Origin of the sequence: Chitinasiproducens palmae, assembly GCF_900095735.1 — a bacterium.
Taxonomy (GTDB): Bacteria; Pseudomonadota; Gammaproteobacteria; order Burkholderiales; family Burkholderiaceae; genus Chitinasiproducens; species Chitinasiproducens palmae.
In genome coordinates this window covers 59,555-77,721 of the sequence record NZ_FNLO01000002.1, presented here as the reverse complement: position 1 = coordinate 77,721, position 18,167 = coordinate 59,555, and the positions used below count along the sequence as shown (strand labels likewise).

General features: G+C 66.0%; 14 protein-coding genes. 5 read left to right on the top strand and 9 right to left on the bottom strand.

Annotation, left to right across the window (positions count from 1 at the left end; all coding sequences use genetic code 11):
• Nucleotides 1-510 precede the first annotated feature (510 nt).
• Nucleotides 511-1,890, bottom strand: a complete 1,380-nt coding sequence (locus BLU54_RS03485) for an NAD(P)H-dependent oxidoreductase (protein ID WP_091904722.1) — start codon at nucleotides 1,888-1,890, stop codon at nucleotides 511-513.
• 126 nt (nucleotides 1,891-2,016) lie between these two features.
• Between BLU54_RS03485 and BLU54_RS03480 the strand changes: the two genes are divergently transcribed.
• Entirely contained in the window at nucleotides 2,017-2,910 is an 894-nt protein-coding gene (locus tag BLU54_RS03480) for a LysR family transcriptional regulator (RefSeq protein WP_091904719.1), read from the top strand.
• A gap of 125 nt (nucleotides 2,911-3,035) precedes the next feature.
• Here BLU54_RS03480 and BLU54_RS03475 read toward each other — a convergent pair whose 3' ends face one another.
• Together BLU54_RS03475 and BLU54_RS03470 are read right to left on the bottom strand one after the other, a co-directional pair.
• A complete protein-coding gene (locus BLU54_RS03475; RefSeq protein ID WP_091904717.1) occupies nucleotides 3,036-3,416 on the bottom strand; it encodes a lysozyme inhibitor LprI family protein in 381 nt (126 codons plus the stop codon).
• Nucleotides 3,417-3,520: 104 nt separating this feature from the next.
• Nucleotides 3,521-4,258, bottom strand: coding sequence for an N-acetylmuramoyl-L-alanine amidase family protein (locus tag BLU54_RS03470; RefSeq protein ID WP_091904714.1), 738 nt, complete (start codon nucleotides 4,256-4,258; stop codon nucleotides 3,521-3,523).
• Nucleotides 4,259-4,448: 190 nt separating this feature from the next.
• On the opposite strand from BLU54_RS03470, the gene BLU54_RS03465 reads away from it, so the two are divergent.
• Entirely contained in the window at nucleotides 4,449-4,970 is a 522-nt protein-coding gene (locus BLU54_RS03465; protein WP_211435294.1) for a TrbL/VirB6 family protein, read from the top strand.
• Nucleotides 4,971-5,264: 294 nt separating this feature from the next.
• Here BLU54_RS03465 and BLU54_RS03460 read toward each other — a convergent pair whose 3' ends face one another.
• Entirely contained in the window at nucleotides 5,265-6,827 is a 1,563-nt protein-coding gene (locus BLU54_RS03460; protein ID WP_091904707.1) for an FAD-dependent monooxygenase, read from the bottom strand.
• Between the two features lie 305 nt (nucleotides 6,828-7,132).
• On the opposite strand from BLU54_RS03460, the gene BLU54_RS03455 reads away from it, so the two are divergent.
• Entirely contained in the window at nucleotides 7,133-7,891 is a 759-nt protein-coding gene (locus BLU54_RS03455; protein ID WP_091904704.1) for an SDR family NAD(P)-dependent oxidoreductase, read from the top strand.
• 9 nt (nucleotides 7,892-7,900) lie between these two features.
• Here BLU54_RS03455 and BLU54_RS03450 read toward each other — a convergent pair whose 3' ends face one another.
• Entirely contained in the window at nucleotides 7,901-8,785 is an 885-nt protein-coding gene (locus BLU54_RS03450; RefSeq protein WP_091905952.1) for a LysR substrate-binding domain-containing protein, read from the bottom strand.
• Between the two features lie 321 nt (nucleotides 8,786-9,106).
• On the opposite strand from BLU54_RS03450, the gene BLU54_RS03445 reads away from it, so the two are divergent.
• Nucleotides 9,107-10,396 carry a ribulose-bisphosphate carboxylase large subunit family protein gene (locus tag BLU54_RS03445; protein WP_091904701.1) on the top strand — a complete coding sequence of 430 codons (1,290 nt, stop codon included), beginning with the start codon at nucleotides 9,107-9,109 and terminating at the stop codon, nucleotides 10,394-10,396.
• Nucleotides 10,397-10,409: 13 nt separating this feature from the next.
• Nucleotides 10,410-11,855 carry a four-carbon acid sugar kinase family protein gene (locus tag BLU54_RS03440; RefSeq protein WP_091904698.1) on the top strand — a complete coding sequence of 482 codons (1,446 nt, stop codon included), beginning with the start codon at nucleotides 10,410-10,412 and terminating at the stop codon, nucleotides 11,853-11,855.
• A 464-nt stretch (nucleotides 11,856-12,319) separates the two neighbouring features.
• Here BLU54_RS03440 and BLU54_RS03435 read toward each other — a convergent pair whose 3' ends face one another.
• The 4 genes from BLU54_RS03435 to BLU54_RS03420 all read right to left on the bottom strand — a co-directional run bounded on the left by BLU54_RS03435 (nucleotide 12,320) and on the right by BLU54_RS03420 (nucleotide 18,123).
• On the bottom strand, nucleotides 12,320-14,221 hold the full coding sequence (locus BLU54_RS03435; protein ID WP_091904695.1) for a TRAP transporter large permease: 1,902 nt from the start codon (nucleotides 14,219-14,221) through the stop codon (nucleotides 12,320-12,322).
• Complete coding sequence (locus BLU54_RS03430; RefSeq protein ID WP_091904692.1) at nucleotides 14,218-15,249, bottom strand: TRAP transporter substrate-binding protein; 1,032 nt, start codon at nucleotides 15,247-15,249, stop codon at nucleotides 14,218-14,220. Before BLU54_RS03430 ends, BLU54_RS03435 begins: the two co-directional genes overlap by 4 nt.
• A 178-nt stretch (nucleotides 15,250-15,427) precedes the next feature.
• Nucleotides 15,428-16,540, bottom strand: a complete 1,113-nt coding sequence (locus tag BLU54_RS03425) for a zinc-binding dehydrogenase (RefSeq protein ID WP_091904690.1) — start codon at nucleotides 16,538-16,540, stop codon at nucleotides 15,428-15,430.
• A gap of 116 nt (nucleotides 16,541-16,656) precedes the next feature.
• A complete protein-coding gene (locus tag BLU54_RS03420) occupies nucleotides 16,657-18,123 on the bottom strand; it encodes an aldehyde dehydrogenase family protein (RefSeq protein ID WP_091905950.1) in 1,467 nt (488 codons plus the stop codon).
• Between the last annotated feature and the right edge of the window lie 44 nt (nucleotides 18,124-18,167).

The window sequence follows — 18,167 nt, the reverse complement described above, 5'->3', positions numbered from 1 at the left end:
GAGCGCCGAACCGTCCTCTCGGCGGCCCTTAGCGGCCCCTTAGCGGCCCCTGCGCGCCCTGCAGCGGCACCGCGTTGCATGAAGCGGCACGCAGCCCGAATCACTCCCGATCAGCGGAAGGACGACGCGCGGCCGTTCCTGCCGCGGACTCGGCCGGCACGCCCTCGGTGTCCGTTTGACCCTGCCCGTTTGACCCTGCCCCTTTGACCCTGCCCGTTTGACCCTGCCCGTTCGATCCTGCCCGTTTGACCTTGCCCGTCTGACCTTGCTGGTCCGGTTGCGCGACGCGCGCATCCGCACGCTCCGGCATACGCCGCGGCCGCGTTGGCCGTGTCGTTGCCGGTCACCTCGCCAGCCTGTCACCGCCGAGGTCTCCGCCCGTCGCTGAGCTGCCGCTGCCTCGGAGCCACCGAGACCAACGAGACCACCGGGCGCGACCCGCAGGCTTCGCGAACGTGATGCCCAAACCAGCAGCGAGGCGGCTGGGCCCGCAGCTACGCTCGACAATGATCAGCTGGCCAAGCGCTCGGGCGGCGCGGTGACGCCCAGCGCGTCCCGGAACACGTCCTCCATTTCGCGCCGCACGCGGATCGCTTCCTTGCCCGCGTCGAACGCGACATCACTCCAGCGCACCGGCTCGCCCGCGCGCACCGGCCGTTGCAGGACCATGTTGTGAGCCAGACCGATAGGCAACGCCCCAAGCGCAAGCGAATCCGCTGCCGGCATCAACTTTCCGTAGACGGTGAAGCCGCCCTCGCCGTCGAGCCGCTCGCCCGCGCGCAGGTCGCGCTTGGCCGTCGCTGCAACATCGCCATGGAAGCCACCGGTGGCACCTGTCGCCTCGCCTCGCACCGCAATGCTCGCGATCGAGACGCCAAGCTCCAGGCCGATCAAGTGGTAGGGCTTGTACATCGCGGCGAAGCGGCCACTGTCGTCGGTCTTCAAACCGTATTGTGCGAAGCAATCGCGGACGTAATCGCTCGGCGCTTCGAACACCGCGTACACGCCCCAGCGCAGATCCCGGAACACCGGGCGCCCGTCGCGCTCCAGCGACGACACCACCTCCACCGTGCCACGATCAGCCAGTATTCCGCCGTCGCCAACCGGACGCAGCAGATTCGGCAGGTCGTCGACGCCGCAGGCCGGGAAGGCGAGTCCGTCACGCGGCGGCCTCAGATCGCAGGCGTTGGCTACCGCCGCCATTTCGAGCGCCGACTTCGTTCCGTCAAGAAACGAATTGAACATCTGCGCATTGAAGTCGCCGGAGCCGACCTGCTCGGCACTGAAACCGTAGTGCCCCCAAACGGTATCTGGCGTCGATTGATGGTAAGCAGGCAGGTACTTGGTGCCTTTGCCCGCGCAGATCACTTCGAAACCGGTGGTGCGCGCCCAATCGACCAGCTCGGCGATCAACGCCGGCTGGTCGCCTGACGCCATCGAATAGATGATGCCGGCCTCCTCCGCACGCCGCGCCAACAACGGGCCGGCGAGGACGTCGGCTTCGACGTTGACCATCACGATATGCTTGCGATGCTTGCAGCACAGCAGCGCGTGATGGATACCGGCGGCCGGGCTGCCGGTGGCGTCGATCACGATATCCACATAGTCGCTCGCGATCATCGCGTCTGCATCGTCGGTCACGTACGTGCCGCCGCTTCGCAATGCATCGTCGAAGGACCGCGCAGCGAATCGTTCGGCGGGCCAGCCGACGCGCGCAAGGGCGGCGCGCGCCCGCTCCGGGGACAAGTCCGCCACTGCGGTCAGGTGGATGCCGGGCGTGCGAGGTGCCTGCGACAGATACATCGAACCGAACTTGCCGGCGCCAATCAGCCCGACTTTCACCGGTGCGCCGGCTTCGGCGCGCGCTTTCAATTTCGCGATGAGCGACATGCATGTCTCCGTGTACGGCAGTTGACGGCCTCGGGCCCACTGCCTTGTTGAGGTTGGAGACACGATAGCAGCGAGTTTATTGCAATAGAATGCGCAAATCGACAAGCAATCTGTGCACAAAACCACATGCGTGATTTCGACTGGGATGACGTGCAGGCTTTCCTCGCGATTTCACGCGCCGGGCGACTGACCGTAGCAGCGCAGCAGATGGGGGTCGATCACTCCACCTTGAGCCGCCGGATCGCCGCCCTCGAAAAAGCGCTGGGCGTACGATTGTTCGAGCGGCGACCAAGCGGTTTTCTGCTGACTGCGGAAGGCGAGCGCGCGCTCGGCGACGCCGAAGCAATGGAGAGCATGGCGCTGCGGCTGCGGCACCGGATGGACGACGCGTCGTCCGGATTGACCGGCAGCGTGCGCATCGGTACGCCGGAAGGGTTCGGGACGTATTTTCTGGGACCACGCATTGCAGCGGTGTCCGCGGCGCATCCGCAACTTGAAATCGAGCTGATTGCGAATCCACGCATGTTCAGCCTGTCGAAGCGCGAAGCCGACCTGGCCGTCAGCATGACGCGGCCATCGCAGGGACGGGTATACGCGCACAAACTCACGGACTATGCGCTCGGCGTCTATGCATCACGCCGCTATATCGAAGCTCATCCGCCGCTGCGTTCCCGCGACGATCTGTTGCATCATCCGTGGGTCGGCTATGTCGAGGATCAGATGTGGTCCGCCGAGTTGAACTATCTGCCGCAGATATCGAATGCGTTGTCGCCGATCGTGCGCATCTCGAATGTAATCAGTCAGATGAGCGCGGTAGCGGGCGGCGCCGGGCTGGGTGTCCTGCCGTGCTTCATGGCCCGCACCGAGCCGCAACTGGTGCGTCTGCTCGCCGACGAGATCACGCTGACGCGCGCTTACTGGCTCGTCACCCTGGCGGAGACGCGTGACGTGGCACGCGTCAAGCTGCTCGCCGATTTCATTCGCGCCGAGTGCGCCGAGACGGTTTTTTGGGACGAGTGAGCGACCGGTCTCCGCAAGCCGCAAGCCGCGGCCCACGTCGATCGACCGCGCCTACGCGGCCGCGGCCGCTAAAGCGCGACCGATCGCGGATCATGCGCGCTGCTCACGCGCGCTCTTGGGCGCCGTTATTTCCCAAGCTCGGCATGCACGCATCCGGTGCTGCGGCACTCGCGCTCGCGCGTCTTCAGGAAGGACAGACGCGACTGCGTCGTTTCGATCGCACAGCTCAGATCGACGAGGAAAGCGTTGCCGCGCTGCTCGCCACACTGCGAGTCGCGCTGCTTGATCCAGGCCAGTTGGCCCTGCTTCAACGCGGCCTGGTCATTCGCGTTCAATTGCTTGCGCAGGCGCGTATAGGTGTCGTTCAGCTCGTGATCCGACTGCGCGTACACGGTGCTGAGACAGTAGGCCTGGTCGAACGGCGTGCGCGGCGTCTCGCATCCGCCGGCCGCGTGCGCCGCGCCGGCAATCATGCCCAACGCACAAGTCAGAAGCAGTCGTTTCATCTTGTCTCCTATGGTCACTGGATCGGGTACTGCGTGGTTTTTGATTTGCCGCGCACCGCATGATCGATCAACAGCGGTTCGATCGCGCACGCGCGTGTGATCGATCATAGCCGACTCGCGGTTCTCGAGCAGTCCAGCACGCCGGCGGAGATTGCGCCGGCAACACGCGCAACGGTGGCAGGCTGCTGCAGACGCGCTTCCTCGTCGGGATTCGCGATCACACCGGCTTCGATCAGCAATGCGGGCATCCGAGCGGTACGCAGCACCACGAGATCATCGAAACGATGAATGCCCAGCGTGCCGTCGATGATTGGGCGATTCTCGCCGCGAATCGGCTCGGCGTGATAGAGCGATGGTTGCTGCCCGGCTGCCCGCAACCGCGCGCCGATGGCTTTTGCACAGCGCAGGCTTTGTTGATAGTCGGGATTGCGTGCCGAGACGAAAATGGCGAAACCGTGAAATTCGCGCTGACGGCCAGCGTCGATATAGGCTTGCTGCATGGAGTCGTGATGGAGCGACACGAACAGGTCGGCGTCCGGCACCCGACTGCTACGTGCCTGAAGCGCAATCTCCTCGTCGTCACCTGCCGTGTAGGCAACGCTTGCACCGGCGGCACGCAGATCGTCGGCGACACGCGCGCGCAATGTCGTGTTGAAGCGGTGTTCCGGCGCCCCGCCGGCGCTGCGTGCGCCCGGTTGCGCCGGGCTGTGTCCTGCATCGAGCGCTACCCTGGGGCCGGCAGCCAAGGCACTCGCCGGCGACACGGCCGCATGGAGCAGCGTGGTTGCCGTGCACGCGATGCCGATCCAGCGCGCGCCGCGGTGCAACGAGAAAGTGGTCATCCTGATTCCAAGAAGCCGAGCAACGAACACTTTATCAAGAACCGCCACGTTGCAGGCAAGCGCCGACCCGCTGGTGGCGCGGCGCGCCCGCTTCTTGCATGGGTGCGATACCGGCCTCCCGCACCAATGCGACGAGGCGACCGGCAGGGCGATTCGTAACGACCCGACAATGAGAAAACCGGAGGTCATGATGGTCAGCAGAAGCCGTACGAATACCGGACCGAGCCGCTTCGAGACAAGCGCCAACCGCTTTACCGAAACCGCGCGCAAGAAAGTCACCGATACGAGCGCCGTCACCCGCGACGCGAAACGTCGAATCGCCGAGGCCGACGCGACCCTGCGCGCAGCGCTGCGGGATGCACGAGGTGCACGTGGCGGACGCAGCGCAGGCGTCGCCGGCGTACCGCGCCGCGCCGCGTCCGGCGGCAGCGTCGCCAGCCCACGGACCAACGGCAAGGGTTCGCGCAGCAACGCAGTCGCCGGCAGCACGGTCACCGGTAGCGCACGCAAGGCAAGCCGCAAGACGACGCACACCTCGTCCCGCACTGGCACTGCAAGCCGGCCGGCCAATTCGCCGCCGGATCTGCTGCCGCCGCAGCAGGCCAAGCGGGCTCGCACCGCTGCGCGCCACGGCGCGACGGACGCCGCCATGGCACTCAAGCCGCCGGCACCCCGCTCGCGCACAACGCGCCGTTCGAACGCAACAGGTTGAGCGCATTGTCACGCGCTGACAGACCGGTCACTGGCTGTCAGCGCCGGGCAGCGCTTCGGAGCGCCGGGGCGTCGTGGCTTCGTGGTGTCGTGACGGCGTCCTCGCGGCACTGCGGTCGCCGTTCGTTACCAACGGATCAAGCTTAGCGATTCGTCCGTGGCCGCCCCAGCAACACTGCGATGGCACGCCGCTGCGCCATCGCAGCGCGCAGGGCGCAGCCGACCGTCAAAGGTGGCGTGTCGCGTCGTCGATCACCGTTGCCGTCACGCCCGTACCGCCGCGTATCTTCAGCAGTCACGCCCCCAAACCTCCGCCAGCCGGCGCAGGTCCGACCTGCAAGCGATGCACATCAAGATAGCGTTGGAACGCCGCAGGATCGCCGCTTGCCGAGGCGCAAGCAACATAGGTGTCGGGCCTGACCAAATACGCCGCGTTTTCTTGCAAGCCGGCCGCTTCGTGGGCACGGTGCCATGGGAGTGCATGCAGCGCCACCGCGTGCCCCGCACACCAAGCGCGAAGCGACGCCTGTGGCGTGCCGTAAACATGGACTTGCCAGACCGGCTGACGCAGCGGGTCGAAGTTGTCGGCTTCGGGCGCCGGCGCCCACGGCAGGCGGTCGCCACCGTGCACGTCCCCCGCCCGTCCGTCGGCCAGTGGCCCGTCCCGGTAGTTCAGCATGGTCTGTGACACCGCGCGAAACACATACTCGCGAGCGGCTGCGACATGCGAGGCGAGCGGCAGTACGAGTGGCGCAAGCCGAGTTCGGACCAACGTCGCCAGCCTGCCCTCTGCGGTCGCAGCGCTGAACGCGCGATCGGTGGTGTCCACCAGCTTATGCGCGAACGGCATGCGCTCCGCCTCGTAACTGTGCAGCAGCGCCTCGTCTGCGCGGTTGCCGAGCACCGCGGCAAGCTTCCACGCGAGATTGACTGCATCCCCGATACCGGTGTTCATGCCCTGGCCGCCAGCCGGACTGTGCACGTGTCCCGCGTCGCCGGCGATGAAGGCGCGGCCGGCATGCAAGCGACTGGCGACACGGTGATGCACATGATAGGTCGAGAACCAATTCACCCGGTCGACATGCATGTCCAGGCCGCGCAGCGCAGCGCCCGCGACGTCATGAAAATCGAGTTGCCCGCCGGCGGCGCTTCGCTCATCGCGTACCAGGCCGACGAGGCGACCGCGTCCGCCGCCGTCCATGCCGAACACGGCGAGGAAGTCCGCGCGATCCAGATCGACGTGAACCTCGCCGTTCAGCGCCGGTCCGCTGCCGCTGACATCCGCAACATAGAACAACTGCTGGTAGGTTCCGCCGTCGAACGTCGCGCCGATGGCCTTGCGCACCATCGAGTGCGCACCGTCGCACCCGACGATGAATTGTGCCTCGGTAAGCTGCTCAGGCGCACCGGGCGCATCCGCTGGGCGATGGAACGCGCAGACATGCGTGCCGTGATCGATGAAGCGCGTTACCTCGGTTGCGCGCTGGACCTCGACGCCGGCGGCAGCCAACCGCTCGATCAGCAGTCGCTCGTGCCGGTCCTGCGGAAACACGTGGACGAAGGGAAAAGGCGTCAGGTGTGCGCCCAACGCATCGAGTTCCAGGCGCGCCTTGCGTTTGCCCTCCACCCAGAGATTGACGGCCTCGGCGCGATGGCCACCGGCCAGCACCGCGTCGGTCAGGTCGAGCTGCCGATACAGTTCGAGCGTTCTGGCCTGCACGGCAAGCGCGCGTGAAGTCGTGCCCGGGCCCGCCGCCTTGTCGATCACGCGCACCCGCACGCCGAAGCGCGCGAGTGACAATGCCAATACCAGTCCAGTCGGCCCTGCGCCGACGATCAATACCTGTACTTGCTCCATCGCTGCATGGCTCCGTGGATGAGTCGGGCAAAAAACGCGGAGGTCCTGCCAGGGCTAGCCGCTCGCGCCGACCGACCCGTCTCCAACCTCTGCCACAGCGTAGCGGAACATCGGTCGGCGCGCCGGCACGGTGACTTTTCGTCGAGCGGCGGCGAAAACAATTCGTTTGCTGCGTCGCGGTCGGCCCGGCTATATTTGGACGGCCCGGCGCTCGCCCGTTTGGAAATCGCGGCGTCGCGCAACGACCTAGAACGCCATCGAACCACATCGAAACGCGTCGAAACGCATCGAGACAGGAGTGAGACATGAACCAACCAGCACCGGTCGCCATCGTCACCGGCGCGGCGAGCGGCATTGGCGAAGCCACTGCGAAGCTGCTCGCGGAGCGCGGTTATCGCGTCGCCGTCGCCGACTTGCGCGAGGAAGCCGCCGAGCGCGTCGCGTCCGCACTGCGCGTCGACGGACGCGACGCGCTGGCGGTGGCCGTCGACGTCGCCGACGAGGCGCAGGTGCAACGGATGGTGGCGCAGGTGGTCGAGCATTGGCAACGACTGGACGTGCTCGTCAACAGCGCCGGGCTCGAAAGCGCAAAGCCGTTTCTCGATATCTCACTGGACGAATTCCGCCGCGTCATCGATGTCAACACTGCCGGCACCTGGCTGTGTTGCCAGCAGGCGATCCCGCAGATGCTGAAGCAAGGCAGCGGCGCGATCGTCAACGTCAGTTCGATCGCCGGACAGAAAGGCGGCGGCTTGCTCGGCACCGCCGCGTACGCAACCTCGAAGGGCGCCGTGATTGCACTGACCAAGTCGCTGGCACGCGAGTTCGCGAAAGCTGGCATCCGTGTCAACGCGGTGGCACCCGCCTTCACATTGACAGACTTCGTGCGGCGCCAACTCGACACCAAGCCGGAGGGATTCGTCGACACGATCTACGCGGCGACCCCGATGGGACGGGGCGCACAGCCACGCGAGATTGCCGCCGTGATCGCCTTTCTGGCGTCGAACGACGCATCGTTCGTCACTGGCCACGTCTACAACGCGGACGGCGGAACGGCCATCTGAGCGGCGGCCTCAACCGTCACGGTCTTCGGCGCGGCGCCACTCGGCCTTGAGCCAGTCCACCAGCGCCATGGTCTGCGGCCGGTCGCGCAGATGCGGCGCAACCCACAGTACCAACCGCCTGGGGCCGCGCACGAACCCGAACGGCGCGACGAGCGCGCCGGAACCCAGCTCGTCGCGGACCAGCATGCGCGGCACTGCCGCGACGCCCAGGCCACACTTGGCTGCCTGAATCAACAGGTAAAAGTGCTGGAACGATTCCGCCAGCGGCGGGCGCGTCGCGGTGCAACTGGCAGCCTCGAACCAATCGTGCCAGGCGGCCGGGCGCGTGTCACTCGCCAGCAGCCGCGTGCGCGCCAGGTCGGCTGGCGTGCGCAGCTGCATCGCGCGCAGGTATTCCGGTGCACACACCGGACCGATCCATTCGTCGACAAGCGGCTCGGGTTCGATGTCGCGTGGCACCCTGATCGTGCTCAGGCGGATCGCCACGCTCACCGCATCCCGTGAAAAATCCAGTTCGCCAGCCGCCATGTGGAAACTCAGCTGCAACGACGGGTGCCGCGCGTGCAGGTCGCCGAGCCGTGGCAGCAGCCAATACATCATGATCGATGTCGAGCACGACAGCGTGAGCGGACCGGGCGTGACCTGTTCCACGCTGCTGTCGATCAGACGAAAAGCGCGGGACAGGCCTTCGGCCAGGCGAGCGCCTTCGGGCGTCGGCTCGGTCGCGTGCGCATTGCGTGTCAACAGCAACACGCCGAGGGTGTCCTCAAGCGAACGGATGTGCCGGCTGACCGCACCATGCGTCACGGACAACTCCACGGCAGCCTCCCCAAAACTTCGCAGGCGGGCGGTGGCTTCGAAGGCGCGCAGGGCGTTGAGCGATGGACGAGGCACGAATGGCTTGGCGAGGAGGACAGTGTCCGGCGACGCGGACGCCCGCAATGCGAGACGTGGCGAACCGTGGCGAGACGTGGCGAGCGGTGGCGCACCATTTCAGGACAGCAATACAGCGTGGCGACGCGACGGTGAGTTTTTGGCAAGTAACGCGGAAATCATATCGTTTGATCGTCGCGCCCGTCAAACCTATAGTCGTCCAGGAAACGCCGACGGTTCGCGCTACGCGCTACGCGCTCGGCAGCCGCTGCCTTTGCTTTCGCCTTGCAGCGCCGGCTCGGCGCTCGCCTGGCAACCCGTGCCTTCCCCAGCGACCCACCGATGATCGACTCTTCTCAGCCCGACCTCAACCGCCGCACAGAATTCACCGCGCGATATTTCGTCGAGAGCTCGGCGCCGGTCGCCAAGGTGGCCGACGTCATCGCCGGCGAGCAGTCCAGCGGCACCTTCCTCGCGCTACCGGGCGAGACCGATGAATTGAAGGAACGCGCACGGGCTCGCGTCACCGATGTGCGCGCGCTAGCACCGGTAATGGAAGCGTCGCTTGCCAGCGCCTACGTCGCACGTCGAGAAACCCCGCAACTGTTTCATCGCGGTGAAATCGAGATCGCGTTTCCGGTCGACAACGTGGGCCCGAATCTGCCGACGCTCCTGTCGACCATCGCGGGAAACCTGTTCGAACTGGGCGAGGTCACGGGCTTGCGCCTGCTCGATCTGGACATGCCGCCAGATTACGCTGCCGCTTTTCCGGGGCCGCGGTTCGGCATCGCGGGGACGAGAGACGCCGCAGGCGTGCATGGCCGACCGTTGATCGGCACTATCATCAAACCCAGCATCGGCTTGCTGCCCGAGCAGACAGCAGAGCTGGTCGATCAACTATGCGCGGCCGACATCGACTTCATCAAGGACGACGAGCTGCTTGCCGATCCATCGTATGCCCGCTTCGAGGCGCGTCTGGCGGCGGTGATGCCCGTGCTCCGCGGTCACGCAGAACGTCTCGGCCGGATGCCGATGTACGCGATCAACATCTCCGGCAGCATCGACGACATGCTGCGACGCCACGACGCCGTCCTGGCCGCCGGCGGGAATTGCGTGATGGTGTGCGTGAACTGGGTTGGCTTCGCCGGCGTCGCCCATTTGCGTCAGCACAGTGAACTGCCGATCCATGGCCATCGCAACGGTTGGGGCGCGTTCACGCGATGCCCACAGCTCGGTTTCGATTTTCGCGCGTATCAAAAACTGTGGCGGCTGGCTGGCGTGGATCAGTTGCACGTCAACGGTATCCGGGGCAAGTTCTGGGAGCCGGACGCTTCGGTAATCGCGTCGGCACGCGCTTGCCTGGCACCGTTCGCCTCAGTGCAGCCCGTCATGCCAGTGTTCTCGTCCGGGCAGTGGGCGGGACAGGCGCCGGACCTGTATGCGTCGCTGAACTCGGTCGATCTGATGCACCTGGCCGGCGGCGGCATCATTGGTCATCCGCAAGGCATTGCCGCAGGCGTCGCAAGCATGCGCGAAGCATGGCAGGCCTCGGTCGAGGGGATCGCGCTGCAGGACTATGCGCGCACCCGCCCCGCGCTGCGCGCGGCGCTTGAACACTTTCAAGCCCTCTGAGCCGAGCCTGCCGATGTCTTCTTCGTCCCAGCCGAGCGATCGTCAACCCGATTGGTCTGTCGCTTCGGAACGTCAGCCCCCCCTCCGCCTGGTTTTCTACGGCGACGACTTTACCGGCTCCACCGACGCGCTCGAAGTCCTGGCCCTAGCCGGGCTCCGGTGTGCGCTATTCCTGCGCGTGCCCAGCGTGGCGGAACTCGCGTCGCTCGGCGGCTTCGACGCGATCGGCATTGCGGGCGACAGCCGCGCCATGACACCCGACGAGATGCGCGCGTCGCTGCCGTCGGTGTTCATCGCGATGCAGGCGCTCGCCGCACCGCTGCTGCACTACAAGGTGTGTTCGACGTTCGACAGTGCGCCGGGCATCGGCAGCATCGGCACGGTGATCGAGATCGCTCGCGACACGCTTGGTGAAAGGCCGCTGCCGATCGTCGCCGGCACGCCCGCGTTGCAACGCTTCTGCGTGTTCGGCAACTTGTTTGCGCGCTCGGGCACGGATGGACAGATCCATCGCATCGATCGGCACCCGATCATGCACGCCCATCCGGTCACGCCGATGGCCGAAGCCGACCTGATCCGCCATCTCGGCAAGCAGACCAGCCTGCGTGTGGCCGGCTTCGACATCACCCAGCTCGACCGTCCGGCGACGGCGATGAACGCCGCGTTCGATGAGGCGCTGGCCGCGCAACCGGCCGCCTTGCTGATGGACACCGCGAGCGTCGCGCACCTGACCGAGGTCGGACGCCTGCTCGATCAGCAAGCTATGCGCAGCGGCCCTCTGTTCTGCATCGGATCCTCCGGTCTGGAGTACGCACTGACGCAATGGTGGGCGCGCGATGCACGGATGCCGGGGGCGCCGCCAGAAACCCGGCTGTCGCCGGCATCGCCGCTGCTGGTGCTCTCCGGCAGCGCTTCGCCACTCAGCGCGACGCAGATCGACACCGCCGTGCAGGCCGGTTTCGCCGATGTCGCCCTGGACGCCGCTGCCCTGGTGTCAGAAGACATGGCACCACAAGCCGTCGAGGCGGTTGTCGATCAGGTCACGGGGCGGCTGCGCGACGGCCAAAGCGTCGTCATGCACACCGCGCGTGGGCCAGCCGATCCACGCATCGACGCGATGATCGGCACCTTCGTGGCACGGGGCGCCAGCCGGATGGATGCCACGCACGCGGGCGGCCGTCTGCTGGGCCAACGCCTTGGCCAGATCGCGCAGCGCGTGCTCGATGGCGCGCCGGTGCAGCGGCTCGTGCTCTCGGGTGGCGACACGTCCAGTCAGGTCACGCAGGTGCTCGCGCCCGACGCGCTGGAAGTGAAAACTCGCCTGTCCCCCGGCGCGCCGCTGTGCCGCTTCCTGTCCCATAAACCGCGTCTCGATGGCCTCGAAGTGGCCCTGAAGGGCGGCCAGATGGGCGGGGCCGATTATTTCGTGCGAGCGCGAGACGGCGATCGCACGGCTTGAACTTGCCTCCCCGGCTGGCGCCGCGATGGTCGTTTGAACCGCCTTCGAGCTGTCGGCGGCAACTATGCAGCGCGATGCGCTGCCGAACCACCGGGGAAGCTCGATCCGTCAACGAAGCGTAATCGAATTGCCACGTGCGGTCGAGGCTCCGCGTCCCGCGCGCGGCGGTTTGTGCCCGATAATGTGGCCGATCGGCAGGCAAGCTACGCGTGTTTCGCCGTGCTTTTCGCCGCATTCGTGGCCGCATCCTCGGCCACGTTTATGGCCGGGTTCGTCGCCCCGTTTGCCCGGTTGATCCCGCGTCACGCGGCACCACACCTCGGAGATCGCGCCGCCGGCAAAGGCGTACCGCGGGCGCGGCACCGCGGCACGTATGCCGGCTCCGAGGAACGTCGATACCGTCGGCGGGCAGACGACGCTGGGTTTGCGCCGGGTTTGCGTTGGGTCCGCCGCCTGCCCTTCGGTCACCGCGTCGGCAGAAAGCCTGTCGAGATCCAAGGCACCGCCGCGATGACGACGATACCGATCAGCAGCGCGATCATGTAACCAATGATCGGCTTCACACCCTCGTCCGGGTGGATCTTGCTTACCGCGCAGGCACCATAGTAGCCCACCCCGAAAGGCGGCGAGAACAGTCCCAAGCCCATCGACAGGATCACGACCATCGCATAATGGACCTCGTGGATGCCCACTTCACGTGCGATCGGAAACAGCAATGGTCCGAACAGCACGATGGCGGGAATACCTTCGAGGACGCTACCGAGCACGACGAACATCACGATCGACACGGCCATGAAACCGATCGCGCCGCCCGGCAAGCCTTCCATGAAGGTGGCCAGACTGTGCGAAAACCCCGACTGTGTGAGTGCCCACGCCATCGCGGTCGCGGTGCCGATGATGATCAGGATCGCGCCGGACAGCGCGGCCGTCTCCACCAGCATCGGGCCAAGACGGCGCAGGTCGAAGCGACGGTAGATGAAGATGCCGGCCAACGCGGCATAAACGATGCCGACCGTCGACACTTCGGTGGCGGTCGCAATGCCCTCGACCACCGCGAAGCGGATCACGAGCGGCAGCGCCAGTGCCGGAATCGCCGCGATGAACGCCTTGCCGATGACGCCTGCGCCTGCCCGTGTCGCAGACAGCGGCGCGCGGGCGCGCGAACGCCACCAGACCAGCATGCAGAGCGCGAACGCCAACACGAAGCCCGGCAACAGGCCGCCGGTGAACAGCGCGGAGATCGACACGCCGGTGACCGAGCCGATCGTGATCAAGACGATGCTCGGGGGCACTGTTTCGGTTTGCGCGCCAGTTGCCGACAGCAAGGCGACCAGCTCGCCCGGCTTTTCGCCACGCTGTTTCATTTCCGGGAAGAGAATCGGCGCGACGGCCGCCATGTCGGCCGCCTTCGAGCCGGAGATGCCCGAGACAAGATACATCGCACCGACCAGCACGTAGGACAGGCCACCCCGCACGTGCCCGAGCAAGGACGCGAGGAAGCCGATCATCGCGCGCGCCATGCCGGTCATCTCGATGAGCAGACCGAGAAAGACGAACATCGGCACGGCGAGTAGCAGCAATTGCGACATGCCTTCGTCCATGCGGCTCACGACAATTTCCAGCGGCATCGCGGTCGACAGGGCGAGATACGAGAAGACGGCAAGCCCGAAGGAAAACGCGATCGGCATGCCGCTCAGCACGGTAAAGCCGACCACGCCGACGAAGAAGATCAGCAGGTTGAGGTTGCCGAGCGACTGCAGGACCGGGCCTGCAAGTTCCAGTCCGATCACCACCACCGCCGAGACCACGATGCCGGCGAGCGCCGCCCGCCACCCTCGCGCAAGCAGCTTGACCAGACACATCAACAGCATGCAGCCGGTCGCGTAAAGGATCGAGATGACACGCCAGGCGTCGTTGATCTCCAGCGCCGGCGTCACGATCATCCACTGCTGCTTCAGATACGCATAGGCCGGCAATGCAATCAGCCCGAGGAACACCATCGTCGCGACCAGCGCGACGGTATCCCAACGCTGGCGCCAATCATCGCTTGCACGATTGACCAGCGCCGTCATGCGCATGTGGGCACTGCGATGCAGTGCGGTCGCGGCACCCGTCATGGCCAGCCACAGGAACAGGATGGCCGCCAGCTCGTCGCCCCAGACGAGCGGGTCGTGGAACGCGTAGCGCGCGCATACGCCCCAGAACAACAACACGACCTCGGCCAGGACGAGCAGCGCGGCCGGCACCGCCACCAGCAGACCAAGCGCGCGGTCCGCGAAGGCGAGCCAAGGCGGCACGCCCGGCGCGGTCCGCATCGCGCCGTCGTGGCCGGGTACCCGGGGAGTCTCGACGGCGTGGCTTCTCATGCTAGTTTCCCCGTTACCTTTTCGAGCAACGCCCACTCCTCCTCGCCGAAGAACTTCTTTTGCTCGGCGTAGAAGCCGGAGGTGCGCAGCTTCTCGCGGAACGGCGCGAGGTCCGGCGTATTGAATTTCAGGCCCTTGCCTTCCAAGGTCTTCTGCAGCGAGGCGTTGAGTTGCGCGACATCCTGGCGCTGTCGCAGCGCCGACGCGTTGAGGTTCTTGGATACGATGTCGCGGATGTTGGCCGGCAGCTTTTCCCATGCGGCGCGATTGCCGAGGAACCAGAAGCCATCCCACATATGGCTGGTCAGCGAGCAGTACTTCTGCACCTCGTAGAGCTTCGCGGTATCGACCACCGCCAACGCATTCTCCTGCCCTTCCACGACCTTGGTCTGCAGCGACGAATACACCTCGTTGAAGCTGATCGACGTCGGCGCCGCGGACAGCGCGCGGAACAGCGAAATCCACAGCCGGCCCGGCGGCACGCGAATCTTCATGCCTTGCAGGTCGGTCGGCGAGGCGATCGGCTTGGTGCTGCTGGTGATCTGCCGGAAGCCGTTGTCCCACACCTTGTCCTGCACGACCAGGCCGGCCTTGGTGATCAGCCCGCGCAGATGCGCGCCGAGTTCACCGTCGAGCGCGCCGAAGACCTGGCCGTAGTCCTTGAACGCGAAACCGACGCCGGAGATCGCGGTCTTCGGCACCAGAGCCGACAAGGCGTTGGCGCCGGACAGCGTGAAGAATTCGAGCGCGCCCGCACGCAGCTGGGCGAACATGTCCGGATCGCCGCCCAACTGATTGTTTGGGAACACCCGAATTTCCATCCGGCCATCGGTCTCCTTCTTGATCGCACTGGCCGCTTCCTGGATCCGCACGTTCAGCGGATGCGACGCAGGCAGGTCCGTACCGACCTTATAGGTGAATTCCGCTGCGTGAGCACGCCGGATCCAGGGAGCCCCGACGAGGCCAGTGGTGGCAACGGCCAGCGAACTGGCGCTGGTGACGAGGAAGTCGCGACGGTTGTACGCCATGGAAGTCTCCTTTTTTGCGTGACCGGCGGCTGCCGGCCTGTCGATTGCGTCTCTGCGGACGCTGGGTGTGAAGCGGTTCGGCCTGTGTGCTTTGCCCTTTTGCTTTCCTGATGTGTCTGTCTCGCCGGCTGGCGCGGCCGCGTCGGTACGTGACGCACCCATTGAAGGTGCGACCGTCTCAGTCCACCGTGATGACCGGCTTGATCTCCTCGAAACGGCGCATCCGTTCGAGGGCGACGTTGACCTCGTCGAGTTTGTATCGGCCGGAAATCATCTTCTCGAACGGAAAGTCGTGCTGATGACGCTCGACGAACTGCAGCGCCAGCGAATAGCTGCGCGCATCGCCCGAGAACGAACCGATCACCTGCAGGTTCTTCTTGACGATCATCGACGGCTGGAGCGAGGTGGCGGCCTCGCCCAATTGCCCGACCACCAGATAGCGGCCGCCCTTGCGGGCGAGCGCCAATCCTTCGGCGAACGCGGACGGCACGCCGGTGAATTCCATCACGATGTCAGCGCCGCGACCTTCGGTGTGCGCAAGCACGGTGTCGAGCCGCTCTTCGGCGGTCGTGCCCTCGACGGGAATGCACAGGTCCGCACCGAACGCACGCGCCATTTCGAGCCGCGGGGCCGGCGAGCCGACCACGATGATCTTCTTCGCGCCACGAACGCGCGCATTCGCCGTTGCCAGCAGACCCAACGGGCCCGCGCCCTGGATCAGCACGGTTTCGGTCGGCTCGATCTCGCCCAGTTGCGAGAATGCGTTCATCACCGAGCGCAGTGCGCAGCTCGAAAGGCTCGCAAGTTCGTTCGGTACCGAGTCCGGCACACGCAGGCGGCCCGCCTGCGGCAGCACGTAACCGTATTCCGAGAAGCCGCCGAGCAGATAAGGCGGCGCCTCGATGTTCTCGTACATGTACGCGCGCCGATTGGTGCACAGCGTGGGCTTGCGCGCGGTGGTGCAGAAATAACAGCCGCCGCAGGAAGTGTGCGTATACACGACCCGGTCGCCGACCTGCAACGGGGTGCCGACGGAGTCCGTGGTGACGCCCGCGCCCGTGCGGATCACCCGGCCGACCATCTCGTGTCCGATGATCACCGGCAGATTGACCTTCAGCGAGAGCGAGCCTTGCCACAGATGCACGTCGGTGCCGCAGATCGAGCACATCTCGATCTTGACGAGCGCGGCGAACGGCTCGGTCTCGTCCGGAATCGGCACTTCCTCGATTCGCAGCGGGGCCTTGAACTCGCGCAGCACGGCGGCGCGCGAATATGCGGGAATGGCGGTCATGCGTTGTGTCTCCTTGCTGTTCTGGGGTTCGCGCCGGTCAGCCGCGATGGCCGTGACAGCCGCGACGAGCCCGCCGCGCCCGACGAGCCCGAGCCGCGCGCTCGATCGCGGCCACGTCAGTCGTGCCGCAACACGATGGTCTTCGCGACGGTGTACTCCTTCAAGGCCTCCAGCCCCTTCTCGCGTCCATGCCCGCTGCGCTTGACGCCGCCGAAAGGCAACTCGATACCGCCGCCGGCGCCGTAGTTATTGATGAACACCTGACCGACGCGCAACTTCTTCGCGACGCGCATCTGGCGCGCACCGTTTTCCGTCCACAGCCCCGCCACCAGCCCGTAGGCCGTGCCGTTGGCGATCGCGATCGCTTCGGCTTCGTCCTCGAACGGGATGGCGGCCAGCACCGGACCGAAAACTTCGTCTTGCGCAAGCTCGTGCGTGGTCGGCACCGGACCGAAAAGGGTTGGCACCACGAAGTAGCCGCCCTGGACCGCGCTCTCGTGCAGGCTGCCCTCCGCCAGCACACCGATGCCAGTCTCGCGCGCGCGCGACAGAAAACCCTTCACCTTCTCCGCCTGTGTGGCATTGATCACCGGGCCGCACTGCAGGTCCGCATGCGGCGCGCCCACCCGGATGGCTGACATGCGCTCGGCCAACAGCCTGGAGAATCGCTCGTACACGGATCGCTGGATCAGCACGCGGCTACCGGCAGAACATGTTTGCCCCGCGTTCTGCGTGATGACGCCGACGATGGTCTGCGCGGCACGTTCGAAGTCCGCATCCTCGAACACGATCTGTGGCGACTTGCCACCCAGTTCCAGCACGCAGGGCACGTGGTTGCGCGCCGCGGCGGTCTGGATCAAGGTACCGACTTCTGGCGAACCGGTGAACGAAAGAAAATCGACGTCCGGATGTTGCGACAACGCAGCACCCGCTTCCTCGCCGAGCCCGGTCACCAGATTGAGCACGCCCGCAGGCAAGCCCGCCTCGGCAGCCAACGCGGTCAGCCGCACGCAGCTCAGGCTTGCGTCCTCCGCGGGTTTCAGGACGACCGTGTTGCCGGTTGCCAAGGCCGGACCGACGGTGCGGCCGAACATCGAGGCCGGATAATTCCACGGAATGATCAGGCCGACGACGCCACGCGGCTCACGCTGCACGGTGACCTGATAGCCGTCCAGGAATGGCAGCACGTCGCCGAGAATCTTGTCCGTGGCACCTGCATAGAACTCGAAGTACCGCGCCGTCGCGCGAATGTCGGTGCGCGCCTGCGTGAGCGGCTTGCCGGTATCCTGCGCTTCCAGTTCGGCAAGTTCGTCGATGTGCGCGAGGATCGAATCGGACAGCCGCGTCATGATGCGCCCGCGTTCGAAGCCTGCCAGCTTCGACCATTCGCCTGCCAAAGCGCGGCGCGCGGCGGCCACCGCGCGTTCGACCTCGACCTTGCCGCCGCGCGCCACCGCCGCGAAGGTCTCGCCCGTGCTGGGCGAGCGCACGTCGATGCGTTCACCGGCATCCGCATCGCACCACTCGCCGCCGATGAAAAGCGTGCGACCCGCTCTGCCCGTCTGTGCTGCCTGCGTCGTCATGCCCGTCTCCTGATAGCTATCCTGTTTTGTCATCGTCCGTGCGC

Bases quoted from the DNA above. Each gene is read 5' to 3' on its own strand.
- BLU54_RS03485 (WP_091904722.1), bottom strand. From the start codon at position 1,890: ATGTCGCTCATCGCGAAATTGAAAGCGCGCGCCGAAGCCGGCGCACCG.
- BLU54_RS03480 (WP_091904719.1), top strand. From the start codon at position 2,017: ATGCGTGATTTCGACTGGGATGACGTGCAGGCTTTCCTCGCGATTTCA.
- BLU54_RS03475 (WP_091904717.1), bottom strand. From the start codon at position 3,416: ATGAAACGACTGCTTCTGACTTGTGCGTTGGGCATGATTGCCGGCGCG.
- BLU54_RS03470 (WP_091904714.1), bottom strand. From the start codon at position 4,258: ATGACCACTTTCTCGTTGCACCGCGGCGCGCGCTGGATCGGCATCGCG.
- BLU54_RS03465 (WP_211435294.1), top strand. From the start codon at position 4,449: ATGGTCAGCAGAAGCCGTACGAATACCGGACCGAGCCGCTTCGAGACA.
- BLU54_RS03460 (WP_091904707.1), bottom strand. From the start codon at position 6,827: ATGGAGCAAGTACAGGTATTGATCGTCGGCGCAGGGCCGACTGGACTG.
- BLU54_RS03455 (WP_091904704.1), top strand. From the start codon at position 7,133: ATGAACCAACCAGCACCGGTCGCCATCGTCACCGGCGCGGCGAGCGGC.
- BLU54_RS03445 (WP_091904701.1), top strand. From the start codon at position 9,107: ATGATCGACTCTTCTCAGCCCGACCTCAACCGCCGCACAGAATTCACC.
- BLU54_RS03440 (WP_091904698.1), top strand. From the start codon at position 10,410: ATGTCTTCTTCGTCCCAGCCGAGCGATCGTCAACCCGATTGGTCTGTC.
- BLU54_RS03435 (WP_091904695.1), bottom strand. From the start codon at position 14,221: ATGAGAAGCCACGCCGTCGAGACTCCCCGGGTACCCGGCCACGACGGC.
- BLU54_RS03430 (WP_091904692.1), bottom strand. From the start codon at position 15,249: ATGGCGTACAACCGTCGCGACTTCCTCGTCACCAGCGCCAGTTCGCTG.
- BLU54_RS03425 (WP_091904690.1), bottom strand. From the start codon at position 16,540: ATGACCGCCATTCCCGCATATTCGCGCGCCGCCGTGCTGCGCGAGTTC.
- BLU54_RS03420 (WP_091905950.1), bottom strand. From the start codon at position 18,123: ATGACGACGCAGGCAGCACAGACGGGCAGAGCGGGTCGCACGCTTTTC.